The 12,999-nt window shown below is 67.7% G+C and carries 12 protein-coding genes and 1 pseudogene; 2 read left to right on the top strand and 11 right to left on the bottom strand.

Annotation, left to right across the window (positions count from 1 at the left end):
* Nucleotides 1-96 precede the first annotated feature (96 nt).
* Nucleotides 97-894, top strand: a complete 798-nt coding sequence (locus tag ACCQ16_RS00950; RefSeq protein WP_007968085.1) for an undecaprenyl-diphosphate phosphatase — start codon at nucleotides 97-99, stop codon at nucleotides 892-894.
* A 241-nt stretch (nucleotides 895-1,135) separates the two neighbouring features.
* Nucleotides 1,136-1,952, top strand: a pseudogene (locus ACCQ16_RS00945) (META domain-containing protein).
* Between the two features lie 55 nt (nucleotides 1,953-2,007).
* Here ACCQ16_RS00945 and ACCQ16_RS00940 read toward each other — a convergent pair.
* The 11 genes from ACCQ16_RS00940 to ACCQ16_RS00890 form a co-directional block, all read right to left on the bottom strand.
* Nucleotides 2,008-3,018, bottom strand: coding sequence for a zinc-dependent alcohol dehydrogenase family protein (locus ACCQ16_RS00940; protein WP_277573058.1), 1,011 nt, complete (start codon nucleotides 3,016-3,018; stop codon nucleotides 2,008-2,010).
* Nucleotides 3,019-3,097: 79 nt separating this feature from the next.
* Nucleotides 3,098-3,709: a YbhB/YbcL family Raf kinase inhibitor-like protein gene (locus ACCQ16_RS00935; RefSeq protein ID WP_277573059.1), complete on the bottom strand. Its 612-nt coding sequence runs from the start codon at nucleotides 3,707-3,709 to the stop codon at nucleotides 3,098-3,100.
* Between the two features lie 190 nt (nucleotides 3,710-3,899).
* Entirely contained in the window at nucleotides 3,900-5,972 is a 2,073-nt protein-coding gene (locus tag ACCQ16_RS00930) for a tetratricopeptide repeat protein (RefSeq protein WP_277573060.1), read from the bottom strand.
* A 161-nt stretch (nucleotides 5,973-6,133) separates the two neighbouring features.
* Nucleotides 6,134-6,367, bottom strand: a complete 234-nt coding sequence (locus ACCQ16_RS00925) for a hypothetical protein (protein WP_228737313.1) — start codon at nucleotides 6,365-6,367, stop codon at nucleotides 6,134-6,136.
* Between the two features lie 20 nt (nucleotides 6,368-6,387).
* Nucleotides 6,388-7,377, bottom strand: coding sequence for a YheT family hydrolase (locus tag ACCQ16_RS00920; RefSeq protein ID WP_029818227.1), 990 nt, complete (start codon nucleotides 7,375-7,377; stop codon nucleotides 6,388-6,390).
* A gap of 59 nt (nucleotides 7,378-7,436) precedes the next feature.
* Entirely contained in the window at nucleotides 7,437-8,336 is a 900-nt protein-coding gene (locus ACCQ16_RS00915) for a lysophospholipid acyltransferase family protein (protein ID WP_007968095.1), read from the bottom strand.
* A 21-nt stretch (nucleotides 8,337-8,357) separates the two neighbouring features.
* Nucleotides 8,358-8,786: a hotdog fold thioesterase gene (locus ACCQ16_RS00910; protein ID WP_011345912.1), complete on the bottom strand. Its 429-nt coding sequence runs from the start codon at nucleotides 8,784-8,786 to the stop codon at nucleotides 8,358-8,360.
* 304 nt (nucleotides 8,787-9,090) lie between these two features.
* Nucleotides 9,091-11,109 carry a phospholipase D family protein gene (locus ACCQ16_RS00905; protein ID WP_372380172.1) on the bottom strand — a complete coding sequence of 673 codons (2,019 nt, stop codon included), beginning with the start codon at nucleotides 11,107-11,109 and terminating at the stop codon, nucleotides 9,091-9,093.
* A complete protein-coding gene (locus ACCQ16_RS00900; protein WP_008571534.1) occupies nucleotides 11,106-11,678 on the bottom strand; it encodes a YceI family protein in 573 nt (190 codons plus the stop codon). Before ACCQ16_RS00900 ends, ACCQ16_RS00905 begins: the two co-directional genes overlap by 4 nt.
* 3 nt (nucleotides 11,679-11,681) lie before the next feature.
* Nucleotides 11,682-12,158 (bottom strand): SixA phosphatase family protein, encoded by a 477-nt coding sequence (locus tag ACCQ16_RS00895; protein WP_003488452.1) that lies wholly within the window; start codon nucleotides 12,156-12,158, stop codon nucleotides 11,682-11,684.
* Nucleotides 12,159-12,173: 15 nt separating this feature from the next.
* Nucleotides 12,174-12,806: a ParA family protein gene (locus ACCQ16_RS00890; RefSeq protein ID WP_008571533.1), complete on the bottom strand. Its 633-nt coding sequence runs from the start codon at nucleotides 12,804-12,806 to the stop codon at nucleotides 12,174-12,176.
* Between the last annotated feature and the right edge of the window lie 193 nt (nucleotides 12,807-12,999).

Below are 12,999 nucleotides of genomic sequence, written 5' to 3'. Positions count from 1 at the left end.
CGCACCACGAAAGTGCAAAGCGCAAAATAGAACGCACCGATATGGTGCATGCCGCAATGCACTATCCTGGCGCCTCCCTCACCCCTGCCCAGTCCGATGTCCGATCTGATTTCCGCCCTGTTGTTGGGCATTCTCGAAGGCCTCACCGAATTCCTGCCGATCTCCAGCACCGGCCACCTGTTGATCGCCGAACAATGGCTCGGACGCCGTTCTGACTTCTTCAATATCGTCATCCAGGCCGGCGCGATCCTGGCCATCTGCCTGGCGCTGCGGCAGCGCCTGTGGAGCCTGGCCACCGGCCTGGGCGAGCGCGCCAACCGCGACTACGTGCTCAAGGTCGGCGTGGCCTTCCTGGTCACCGCGGTGGTCGGGCTGATCGTGCGCAAGGCCGGCTGGCAATTGCCCGAAACGCTCCAACCGGTCGCCTGGGCGTTGCTGATCGGCGGGGTGTGGATGCTGGTGGCCGAACACTTCGCCGGCAAGCTGCCCGAGCGCGATGTGGTGACCTGGAAGGTGGCCATCGCCGTAGGCCTGGCGCAGGTCGTGGCCGGTGTTTTTCCCGGAACGTCGCGCTCGGCCTCGACGATCTTCATCGCGATGCTGCTGGGCCTGAGCAAGCGCTCGGCAGCGGCGGATTTCGTGTTCATGGTGGGCATTCCGACCATGTTTGCGGCCAGCGGCTACGCGCTGCTGGAGATGTACAAGGAAGGCGGTTTCGGCACCGAAAACTGGACCGACGTGGCGGTGGCCTTCGTGGCGGCGACCATCACCGGCTTTGTGGTGGTGAAGTGGCTGCTGGGCTATATCAAGAAGCACCGTTTCACGGTGTTTGCGGTGTATCGCATGCTGCTGGGCGCCGCCCTGCTGCTGTGGCTGCCGGCGGCGGCGGGCTGACATTCCACCGCCCCGGCCTGCTCGTCGTGATGGCTGCGACGTGCAGGCCGGGCGCGCACAAAACGCGCTGGGCACTGCCGCGTCCGCGCGCTGCCAGCCGATTGCGGGCAACCGCCGCCCCGCCGGATATCGGACGCAGTCGCTTGGCTGGCGGCTCTGATGCGTCCACGTCGTGACGCCGGTCATTGCCCCGGGCGCACGCTGGCGGTATCACTGACGCATCGACCACCGGGAGCTGCGCATGCGTGCCGTGTTCTTCGCCCCTGCATTGCTGGTGGCGGGCGTGACGGCCTGCGGGTCGGGTGCATCGCCGGACCCGCCCGGCTCCGGCCACGCTGCTGCGCGGGCACCGGTCACCGCTCCCCCCGACACAGACAGTGTCCCGTTGCGCGCCGCCCTGCGTGCGCAGCACTGGCACTTGCAGCAGGCCAGCGATGCGCATGGCACGGCCTTGCGCAGTCTGTTCGTCGACGGCGTGTCGCCAGTGCAACTGGACTTCGACGATCAGCGCATCCAAGTCAGCCAGACCTGCAACGCGCTGGGGCGCCAACTACAGCGTGGCCCAGGCGCACGTGCAGATTGGCCGGGTGGTCTCGAGCAAGCGGATGTGCGCCGATGCACGCCGGATGGCGCAGGAACGCGCGGCCAGCGACCTGTTGTCCGGGCGCTTTGCAGTGGTCATGGACAACGCGGCAGCCGTGCCTGGCCTGACCCTGACCCGCAGCGACGGCACCGTGCTGATCTTCGGCGGTACGCCCACCGCGGACACCCGGTATGGTGGGCCGGGGCAGACGCTGTTGATCGAGGTGGCCGCAGAGACCGTGCCCTGCGTTTTGGACCCTGCGCGCCGCTGCCTCCAAGTGCGCGAGCACGAGCCGGGCGCGGCCGCCGCGACAGAGGCCGCCATGTCGTGGCAGCCCTACGATGGCACGATCGAGGGTTTCGACCATGAAGAGGGCATCCGCACGCTGCTGCGCGTGACCCGCTACCCGGCCGTCAGCGCGCCTGACGCCAAACCGGTCTACGTGCTCGACCAGATGATCGAAGCCGGCGGCTAGCGCAGCCGCAGTAGGGAGCCGGCGACGGCATCGCACGCTGCGACGCCGCCCCGCATCACAACCGGATGAGCACCTTGCCCACGTGTTGCGCCTTGGCGAAATAGTCCAAGGCCTGGGGCGCCTCATCGAACCGGAACGTCTTGCTGTGCAGGGTCTTGATGCGGTGCTGCTCGATCGCCCGCAGCAGGTCCACGAACATCGCCCGGCTGCCGTTGGCGATTCCGCGAATGGTCACGTTCTTGCGGATCAACGCCACGTAATCGGGAATGGGCGAAGACGCCCCGGGGGTGACGCCGATCACCACGATGGTCGCGTTCGCCGCCGCCGCCTTGATCGACTGCCCCAAGGTGTCCTGCCCGCCGGTCTCGATGATGACGTCCGCGCCGCCGCCGGACAGCTGTACGACTGCCTCGGCCCAGTCGGGGTGGGTGCGGTAGTTGACGGTGATGTCGGCGCCCAGGCGGCGTGCGAGCTCGAGCTTGTCGTCGCTGGACGAGGTGATGGCGACGCGGGCCCCGTGCAGCTTGGCCAGCTGGAGCGCGGCCATCGAGACGCCACCGGTTCCCAGACACAGCACCAGGTCGCCGGCCTTGATCCTGACCACGTCCACCAGCGCGTTCCAGGCGGTCACCGCGGCCGATGCCAGCGCCGCGACATCCTCGTCCTCCAGCGACGCAGGCACCTTGATCAGGGCACTGGCAGGCAGCGACACCTTTTCGGCCAGCCAGCCGTCGTGGGTCACGCCCAGGTCGTGGGCGAACATCTCGGCATCGAACCTGCCCTCCAGCCAGGTGGGAAAGTGCCCGCTGACGACACGGTCGCCTGGCGCGACCTGGCTGACACCGGCACCGACGGAGGTCACGATGCCCACGCCCTCGGCAACCGGAACGCGCGTGGGCGCAAGCTTGCCGCCGTAGGTGCCCTTCAGGATCTGCAGGTCGCGGTTGATCAGGCCGACCAGCCGCGGAGCGACGATGACCTCACCTGGCCCTGCGACCGGCTCAGGCATCTGGACCGCGACCAGGCTGTCAAGGCCGGTTTGATTGCCAATCTGGAATGCTTTCAAGGGGATTACCTGTGCTGCGACGCCGGCCGAACGTGGCTGGCGTCAGGGGATGGGCGATCGACGCCATCGGCGCGATCACTCAGCGCAGCGACGGGTTCAAGGTATAGGTACCGTGCAACGCCGCTTCGGCCAGCACATGCCCCTGCATCGCCAACAGCACATCGGCGGCGGTAAAGCTGTCGGGCAGGCTGAGTTTGGCCACGTCCAGCGCGAACACGCGGAAGAAATACCGGTGCACGCGCAGGTCGTTGAACGGCGGGTACGGGCCATCGTAGCCACGGTAGTGGCCGGCCATGTCGGCATTGCCGGCGAACCACTGGGTGTAGGAATTCAGGCCCTGCCGGGCACCGGCCGGGCCGGCTGGCTGCTGCTTGCCCTTGACCACGAAGCCGTCGCTGCAGCTGCCCGCCGCAATCTCATGCACATCGGCGGGGATATCGGCCATGGCCCAATGCACGAAATCGGTGCGTGGCTGCTCGACGGGAATCTGCAGGTCGTCACGGCCGACGGTGTCGGGCACGGTCGGCACGTCCGGGTCCAGGCACAGCAGCGCAAACGACTGTGTAGCGGCCGGCACCTCGCTCCAGGCCAGGTGCGGATTGCGGTTGGGCGCAAAGCCCTCCGGCGTGCCGGCGGCAAATTCCACCGCGATGGGCTTGCCGTTTTCGATGCTGTTGCTGGTCAGACGCATGGCGGGTCTCCGAGGGAAGCGATACGGATCAGGGTGCCTGGGTCCGCGCCACAGCGGAAGACGTTGCGATGGAACCTTCTGATGCGCTCGGCCGGGTTTACCGCCGCGTACGTACCGCGCCTGCACACGATGCGACGAAGCGACTGCGGCCACGCCCAACTGCCGTAGGCGCGACCGCGTTGATGGCGCCTCAGTCCTGCGGGTAGCCGAAGCGCACCGCGATCAGGGTGAGCAGATCGAACTGCGCGCCGAGCACGCCGCGGTAATCGCGCCAGCGGCCAGAGGCCAACCGTGCCGGGCCACGCGGTTCGACCAGCGGGAAGCTCAGCCCGAACGCCTGCTCCAGGGCCGTCGAAATACCCTGCGGGTCGTTTTCGATCCCGTCCAGCCGGATGATGCGGTGGGGGTACAGGTCGCGCTCGCGCAGCGTGGCCAGCTGTTCCAGCGCGATCAGCAACCAGTCGGTGGCCTGCTGCGGCGATTGCAGTGCCAGCGGCGCAGAAGCCCCGGCCGAGAGCCAGTCCAGCAACATGTCGCGCGGGTCGCGCAACGCGATCGCCAGCCGGCCCTCGGGCAGATGCGGGCGCAGCGCGGTCAGCAAGGTGTTGTCCCACCACAGCAACCAGTCGATGACATTGCCATCGTCGATGCCGCGGCGCGGCAGTTGCGCCTTCCAGCCTTCCACCAGCGCCGTCGGTGCCAATTCGCCAGAGGCCAACTGTTCGAGGGTGCGGTAGCTCTGCAGCGCATCCGATGGCGGCGTGGTGCCATAGCGGTCGCCACGCACCAGTGGGGTGGCCGCGCCCATCACCGCGACCAGGCGTTCGACATGCGAGCCGGGCGTGCCCCACACGAACAGCGGGCGTGCGGTGACCGTGTCGGGAATGCTGCCCAGCGCAGGCCACTGCGTCGGCTGCCTGGCTGCCTGCGGCGGCAGCGGCAACCGATGCTGGGCCTGTTCGCGGTGGAACTGCATCCAGGTACCCACGGCGGCATCGGGCTGGCCGGCGCGGTCCTGCACATTGCCCAGCCATGGCCGCAGCACGGTCTGCTGCGGTGCAGGCAGCGACTCGATCAACGATTCGACGCAGGCGATCGCCGCCGGCGGGTCGCGTTGCAGCAAGGCTTCGACGATGCGCTGCTCGCCGCTGATGCGGCCCGGCTCCACCGCCACGATCTGGCGCGCCACCATTTCCGCCTCGTCGGCCTGGCCCTGCATGTCGTGCACGCGCATCAGCGCTTCCAGCGCCGGCAGGTGTTCGGGCATGGCCAGCAGCCAGCGCTCGATCACCGCCTGCGCCTGCGGCCCACCGACCGGCTCCACTGCCAGGCGCGCCAGCCACAGGTCGTGCGCCGTGGCCGAGGTGGCCAGTGCCGCATCCAGGGTGTCGCGCGCATCGTCCACCGCGCCCAGCCGCTCCCAGGCGGTGAGCAGCGCGTGCAACGTGCGGCGGTCGGCCGGCCAGTGCGCCAGTGCCAGGCGCAGGTGCGCGGCGGCCTGATCGGGACGACCGGCCTGCAGCTCCATCTCGCCGGCCAGCCGGCGCATGGCCGGCAGATCGCCGCCGGGCTGCTCGAGCACGCCCTGCATCGCCGCTAGTGCATCGTCCAGGCGGCCCTGGCGTTGGGCCAGTTGCGCAATGAAGGCGCGCAGCGCAGTGCCCGGCGGATTGAGCTCGATCACGCGCTCGAAGGCGCGCTCGGCGAACGCAAAATGCTCCTTCTGCAGATACGCAAAACCCAGCGAAAACAGCACGCGGGCATCGTCGGGCAGCTGCTCGGCAGCGCGGGTCAACAGCGCCAGCGCGCGGTCGCTGTGGCCGCGGCGCATTTCCACCACGCCATCGACCGCCAGCAATTGCGGGTGTTCCGGCGCCAGGCGCGCAGCGGTGCGGCTCAGCCGCTCGGCCTCGTCCAGATCGCCGCGTGCCACCGCCAGATGCGCCTGCATCACGTAGGCATTGAACTGGTTGGGATCCAGCGCGGTACTGCGCGACAGCGCGGCATCGGCGGCGGACAGATCGCGCGTGGCCAGCAATGCGCCGGCGCGCAGCAGGTGCAGGTCGGCATCTTCGGGCGTCAGCGTCAGCGCGGTATCGATGCTGTCCAGTGCCAGCACCGGCTGCCCTTGCTGCTGCAGCGCAAGCGCCAGCCAGCGGTGGGCGCCGGCATGATCGGGCGCGTTGGTGACCCACTCGCGGGCCAGCGCCACCGCATCGTCGGCCGCATTGCGGCGCAGGGCTTGAAGGATGGCGTCTTGCATGGCGGTGGCGGGTCCCGGACAAACCGCTATTGTAACGATGCGCGCTGCGGCGGCTTGCATGGGCGACGCACGCTGCTGCCTGGCGCTGTGCCCGCGCCGTGTGCAGGATGGGCGTTATCGGCGGTGCGAACTCGCATCGATCGTTCGCGCCGGCCAGAGGTTCAAACGCTTGCCGACGTCCGACGCAGCACGCTCGCGCCGTAGGCCACGCAGAGCGCCCCAAACACCAACTGGCCCAGATGCCAGAGCGCAGCTTGGACGCCGACGGAAACCGATCCTGCGCGTGAGCGGAACAGGATCTGCCCGGTCTGCGGCCGGGTGTAGAGGCTGATCGCGCTGAAGTAGACCATCACGCAACCGACGACCACTGGCAAAACGGCGATCACTGCATCCAAGGACGGATGTCGTGTCGGCGTCATTCGCGCGCTGACGCCAGCCGCTCGGCCACCCAGCGTTCGGCAAAGCCGTCGCCGCGGGCGTTTTCCAGAAAGCCGCAATGCCCGCCCCAGCGCGCGATTTCCAGCTTTGCATGCGCCGGCAACTGCCAGGCGGCGAAATCGGCGAACGGAATCACCGGGTCGTCTTCGGCCATCAGGATGTCGACCGGCACCTGCAGGTTGGCCAGGCGTTGGCCGGCAATCGAATAGCTGTCGAAATACGCTTCCAGCGAGCCGTGTCCGGTGTGTTTCACCGCCAGCCAGGCCATCAGCCCGCGCATGTCCAGCGCCAGGGTGGCGTCGTCGTACCCGTGCTGCTCGGGGAACAGCTTGCGCTTGCGCAGCAGCGATTCGCGCCATTTACGGCGGAAGTACCAGTCGTAGAACTGCGGGCCCTTCTCCAGCTGGGTCATGGTGGCGGCCGGGTCCAGCAACGGGCACACCGCCGCCACGCGCGCCAGCGGCAGGCCGGCGGCGGGCGCACGCAGCGCCAGCCGCAGCGCGAAATTCCCGCCCAGCGAATACCCTGCAGCCAGCAACTGCGGCGCAGGAAAACGCCGCCACAGATCGCCTGCGGCATTGACCACTTCTTCGATGCGGTCGGAGTGGAACAGGTCCACATTGAGATGATGGGTACCGCCGTGGTCGCGGAAGTTCAGCCGGAACACCTGGTAGCCCAGACCGAGCAGGCGCGCGGCGGTCAGGCGCATGTAGTTGGAATCGGCGCTGCCCTCCCAGCCATGCAGCAACAGCACGGTGCCGCGCGGTGGCGCATCGCCGGGCGGGATGCTCATCCAACCCTGCAGGCGCACACCGTCGCCGCCATCGAGGATATGTTCGCTGGTGACCGCACCGCTGGCGGCCAGCAACTGGCGACTGCGGATGCGCCGCAAGGCGCTGCTGCCCAGCACCGATTGCACGTGCGGATTGCGCAGCCAGCGCGGCGGCAAGTAATCGGAGGCGTTCATGCGCGCATCGCACCGGCGTTGCGGCTGGCCGCAGGGGAGAGGCGCGTGCGCATCGTCGGCTAGGATTCCATCGCTGCGACGATCCGTTGGCGCGAGGTCTCGGCCATGCGACGGCGGCCTTCGATGTCCAGCGCGCGAATCGGCTCGAGAAAATGCACTTCGGCCAGCCGCGACGGTTCGCCCAGAAGGCGCACGATATTGGCGAAGAAACTCTCGCGCTCACCGAAGGCCACCACCGCCTGCGCGTTGCCGCGCAGCCCGTACCGCAGCGCCACCGGCTGTACCGGCACCCCGGCTTCCACCGCCGCCTGGAAGATGCGCGCATGGAACGGGCCCACTTCGGTACCGCCACGGGTACGGCCTTCCGGGAACACCCCCACCGGCTTGCCGCTTTGCAGGCGCAGCAGCATTTCCTGCAGCACCCCGCCCAGCGATTCGGTATTGCCGCGCTGGTGGAAGATGGTCTGGCCCTTGGTTGCCAGCCAGCCCACCAGCGGCCAGCCGGCGATTTCGCGCTTGGCCACAAACCCCATCACGCGCTGGCTGTGCAGGATGGAGATATCCACCCAGCTGACGTGGTTGGCCACGAACAGGGTCGCGCCCGGTAGCGGCGTTCCGAAGCGGCGCAGGCGGAAGCCGAACACGCGCATCAAGGTGCCCTGCCACCAGCGGATCATCCGCTCCTCCAGGGTGTCGTCGTGCCCGATCCGGATCCGCGCCAGCGCCGGCACCACCACGCACAGCATGGTGACCGGCAGGCCGAGACACAGATGCAGCAACAACAGTGGCACCCGGTAGAGGTACCGGAACCAACGCAACGCGCCGCCAGCGTCGCGCGTGGCGTCCAGGGATGACTCGCTCATTCGACGAACGGAACCGGTAACGGGGGAAGGAGGCGCAACCATTGTGACAGCAGCGTGGCCGCCGCGCAGTGCCGGCAGCGGATGACGCTGTTCCATGCATGCCGCTGCCGGGCGAGCTCAGCCATTGCTGCGCGCGACCACCGCCAGGGTCAATCGCGACACACAGACGCGTTTGCCGGCCGGGTTTTCGATGGTGATGTCCCAGACATGCGTGCTACGCCCCACATGTACCGCCCGTGCAGTGCCGGTCACCAGCCCCTGGGTGGCGGCGCGCAGGTGATTGGCATTGATCTCCAGCCCCACGCAGATCTGGGTCGACATATCCACGCACAGGTTGCCGGCGCTGCTGCCCAGCGTTTCGGCCAGCACCACCGAGGCGCCACCGTGCAGCAGGCCGTAGGGCTGCCTGGTGCGCGCATCCACCGGCATGGTGGCGCGCAGCCAATCGTCACCGGCTTCGGTAAAGACGATGCCCAGATGCTCGATCAAGGTATCGCGGCTGGCGGCATTGAGGGCGGCTAAATCGACGGGTTCGCGGAAGGTCATGGGCTGGGAATGGGGAATGGGGAATGGGGAATGGGGAACGGGAAGCGGGAAGCGGGAAGCGGGAAGCGGGAAGCGCAAGAGCATCCCGGCGCCTGGGGCGCGATGCAACTGGGCAGTGCTGCCGTCGCCTGACCGCCTTCGTCGGTGGCACCAATGCACTACGCGACCTTCGCCCGTGACAACTGCATCCGCTTCGGCGATTTCCGGCGTCCAGGGGCCGATCCGCAGCCAACTGCGTGCATCCAACCGCAGCGCGCTGCACCGCGGGCATCGGCTGCTGCGACCCGCGCGACACGCCAGCCGATCAGAGAATCGGTACCAGCCCGGCGCCGAAGGCGGTCAACATGCGCACCAGCAGCCACTTCGGGCCGACATTGACCTCCGGGAAATCGCCCACCGCCACATAGCACTGGCGGAACTGCGGGTCCTGCCGCTTGAGCGGGAACGGGCAATCCGGGCCGGGCTGGAACTCGTAGTTGGTGGCGTAGCGCCATGGCCAGAAATCCAGCACCGGCAAGGCTTCGGAGACCTTGCCCACGCTGTAGTTCAACCCGCTCAGCACCGGCGGCTTTTCGCGCGGCGCCACCGTCCAGGCATTTTCCGGGGCGATGTCGCGTTCGATGCTGGCAGCCAACGCCTGCGCAAAGCGCGCATCGTCGATCACCACGGCCGCTTCGGTGTTGTAGTTCTCGCTGCGCGGGTCGAAGTTGTGCGTACCGATCACGCCGATGCGGCGATCCACCACCAACGACTTGGCGTGCAAGCCCATGCGCGCACCGGCGCGGGTCACCGGCAGCGGCTTGTTGACCGCGCGCGTGCCCAGAAACGAGGGCCGCGTTTCGGTACGCAACACGCGCCGATCGACCTCGCTCCCGCCCGGCGCACGGCCGCCGCCACTGCCGCGCAGCACGCTGCCGGCGCTCGCGCTGGCGTTGCCTTCCGGGCCGCTGCTGCCGCGCATCGCATTGCCCGCTGCGCTGCCGCCGATCAGGCGATTGTTGCGGCTGTCCCGATTGACCTCGGAAGCGGGGTTGAGCGGGTCCGGCACCAGGTTGGCGTAATCCACCGGGGCGTCGAGCGGAAACGGCTTGAACTCGTACACATTGAAGCCCAGCTCGCGCATGTTGCGGCGTTTGAACTTGTACGAGAGCGCATACACGATGGGGTTGTCGGTGGCGGCCAGGCTATTGGTCGACACCACGATGCGCGGCGGCTGCGGGTGTTTGCGCAACGTGCGGAAGATCGCCTGCGCCTGGTCGGACAACACCAGGTACGGGGTCTGCAGCAGCACTTCCTGCTGCGCGCCGGCAATCAGGCCATCCAGTTCCGGCGCCGTGGACACCGCCTTGGCCGCATGTTCGCGGCGGTGCTTTTGCGGCAGATCGGCCACGTACAGCACACGTTGCACCGGCATGGCCGGAGTCACGAAGGCGTCGCGCACGAATTGCGGGTCGCGCGCTTTGCGGTCCACCCGTGCCACCCGGTCGGGCCGGCGGAACTCGGCCGGCGGCATCGTCGGCACGCCCTGCTCCAGCAGCAGGCGCCCGACATCGTTCAGACGCTCGGCCGGGACGCTGCGCCGGGCGCGCCAGAACGCATCGAAATTGGCGGCCATGGCGCGCACTTCCGGCCCGGCCAGAATCACGTCGCGGTCGCGGAAGTTGTACTCGCTGTCCCAGTCGTAATAGTCGTCCTGGTAATTGCGCCCACCGACCACGCCCAGCACGTCGTCCACCACCAGCAGCTTGTTGTGCATGCGCTGGTTGAAGCGGCGGAAGCAACACAGCACGCTGCCGGCATAGTCGAAGTAATTGAGTTTGACCTTGCCGAAGGTGGGGTTGTAGATGCGCAGCTGCAGGTTTTCATGACTGCTGGCCAGCGCACCGAGAATCTGCAGATCGGCGATCGCCGACAACTGATCGATCAGGATGCGCACCTTGACCCCGCGTTGGGCGGCGTCCACCAGTGCGTCCAGCACCATGCGCGCGCTGTCGTCCTTGTCGAAGATGTAGGTCTGCAGATCGATGCTGCGGGTGGCGCTGCGGATCAGGTTGAGCCGGGCCACCAGCGATTCTTCGCCGTGGTCGACGATGGTGGCGTAATGCCGCGGTGCCGCCGGTGTGGAGGCGGTCATCGCCTCCCCGCCCAGCGCGCGCAATGGCGAGGGTTGCGCACAGCGATCGGCCTGGCTGCAATTGACTACAGTGCTGCGTGCCGCGGCAGCGACACCGGCGGCACGGTTGCGTTCGGTTTGTGACAGGCTGGCGCATCCGGTGCCGAGCAACAACGTTGCCAGCACGCACACCCTCAACAGGCACTTCACGGGCGCCGCGCCTCCTGCAGGCGCCCACGCAGAATGAACGTCACCCTGTCGCCCAGGGCCATCTGCCACGCATTCATTCCGTAACGTCCACGCAGGACCGTCCCTCGACTGATCACGTCGCAATCATAGCCCGGCCGCGTGCATTCGGCCGGCACCACATGCAGCGTTTCCAGATGGGTGATTCCGCGGATGGTCAGGTTGCCGACGATGTCGCCCCCCTGCTTCACCACTTCGTCGACATACGGTAGCGACTCGAATTCGACGACCGGGTACTGCGCAACGTCGAAAAAATCTTCCCCGCGCATCCAGCTGGTGTAGCGGTCCTTGCCGGGGATCTCCACCTGAGTGGCGTCCAGCCGGAAGCGCACCTGCTGACGCCCGTCGGCCAAGGTCACCACGTCACCGCGAAAACGCGGGAAAAACCCCTCGATCTTCATTCCGAAGCGCGTCTTGATCTCGAACCCGAAGCGCGATTGCGCCGGGTCGATGGACTGCACCTTCTGCTGCGCCATGCAGGGGAACACGACCCAGAGCGCGAGCCAGGCGTACCAGCGCAGCGACGATGACACGGATCAGGGCCACCAGAAGGCGGTCAGGCGGGCGATGCCCGGCTCGATGGTGGCGTCCAGCGGCAAGGCCAGCAACGCGATCGAGGCGGTGGGCATGCCGCGGTAATCGCCGGTCTGGCCGCTGTGCATCAGCGCTGCCAGCCGTTCCAGGCCAGGGTTGTGGCCCACCAGCAGCAGGCGCTCGGCCTCGCGATGTTCGTCCACCAGGCTGGCCAGGGTGCCGGGCGTGGCCTCATAGATGCGTTCGTCCAGCCGTTGTTCGATGTAGCCGGTGAGCTCGAGCACCGCCTCCAGGGTTTCGCGGGCGCGGCGGGCCGGGGAGCACAGCACCCGGTCGGGCACCAGCCGCTGCTCGCGCAGCCAACGCCCGGCCGCCTCGGCCTCGGCGATGCCGTGCGGCGACAGCGGGCGATCGAAATCGGCCTGGCCGGTATCGGCCGGTTCGGCGTGGGCATGTCGCAACAAGATCAATTCGCGCATAGGAACTTTCCGGTTCTAGGACTTCTTGAGCCACTTGAACAGCGGCTCCCAGTCCTGTTGATGGTCGCGCACCTGCGCCGAGCGGTAGTCGAACAAGCTGCGTCCCAGCCCGGCCATCACCACATAGGCCTGGGTGTCGCGCAGTTGGGTCACCAGCGGATACGGCCAGTTGCCGATCATGTCGGCGGCCTGTTGCGAGGTCTGGGTCCAGGGACGGGCACGATTGAGCACCAGGCCCACCGGCAGTTTGCGCTGATGCACGCGCGGCACCTTGGCCAGCGTGTTGAGAAAGCCGACCACCGCTTCGATATCCAGCGCCGAGGACAACACCGGTACCACGATGGCATCGACGTGGTCGAGAAATCCGCTCAGGTCGTCGGCCATGGCACCGGCCGGCGCATCGACGATCAGGGTATCGGTGCCGTCCGGCACGGCGCTCTGCCAGCTGCGGCGCTTGGTGGCGTCGATCGGCAAGACCGCACTTTCCAGGCTGGCGCGGCGCTCTGCCCAGCGGGTGGACGAGCCTTGCGGATCGGCATCTGCCAGCACGGTGCGCTGGCCTTGCAACGCCGCATGTGCGGCCAGATTGGTGGCGATCGTGGTCTTGCCGACGCCGCCTTTGGAGGCGGCCACCAGGACTGTCTTCATGCACGCCTCGCTTCCGGGAGCAAGCCGGCAGCGTACACCGCGGCAAGGTGAGGAAGTAGTCGAAACGCGTTAAACGCACTGCTGCGGGACAGGCAACGACAGCGCAGGCCTTCAGCCGATGCGCGCAAGGCCTTGCGCCGCAGCTGTGCGTGGCAACGATGGAAGCCTGGCACGGCGCAAGATCGTCCACGCG

The sequence above is a fragment of the Xanthomonas sp. NCPPB 1062 genome (assembly GCF_041481705.2).
Lineage (GTDB): Bacteria > Pseudomonadota > Gammaproteobacteria > Xanthomonadales > Xanthomonadaceae > Xanthomonas > Xanthomonas euvesicatoria.
Note: the sequence above shows the minus strand (reverse complement) of the source record. Positions and strands in the feature narration are given on the sequence as shown.

Coding starts and splice junctions, on each gene's coding strand:
- ACCQ16_RS00895 (WP_003488452.1), bottom strand. CDS start 12,158: ATGCGCGAATTGATCTTGTTGCGACATGCCCACGCCGAACCGGCCGAT.
- ACCQ16_RS00930 (WP_277573060.1), bottom strand. CDS start 5,972: ATGCAAGACGCCATCCTTCAAGCCCTGCGCCGCAATGCGGCCGACGAT.
- ACCQ16_RS00920 (WP_029818227.1), bottom strand. CDS start 7,377: ATGAACGCCTCCGATTACTTGCCGCCGCGCTGGCTGCGCAATCCGCAC.
- ACCQ16_RS00935 (WP_277573059.1), bottom strand. CDS start 3,709: ATGCGTCTGACCAGCAACAGCATCGAAAACGGCAAGCCCATCGCGGTG.
- ACCQ16_RS00915 (WP_007968095.1), bottom strand. CDS start 8,336: ATGGAACAGCGTCATCCGCTGCCGGCACTGCGCGGCGGCCACGCTGCT.
- ACCQ16_RS00910 (WP_011345912.1), bottom strand. CDS start 8,786: ATGACCTTCCGCGAACCCGTCGATTTAGCCGCCCTCAATGCCGCCAGC.
- ACCQ16_RS00950 (WP_007968085.1), top strand. CDS start 97: ATGTCCGATCTGATTTCCGCCCTGTTGTTGGGCATTCTCGAAGGCCTC.
- ACCQ16_RS00890 (WP_008571533.1), bottom strand. CDS start 12,806: ATGAAGACAGTCCTGGTGGCCGCCTCCAAAGGCGGCGTCGGCAAGACC.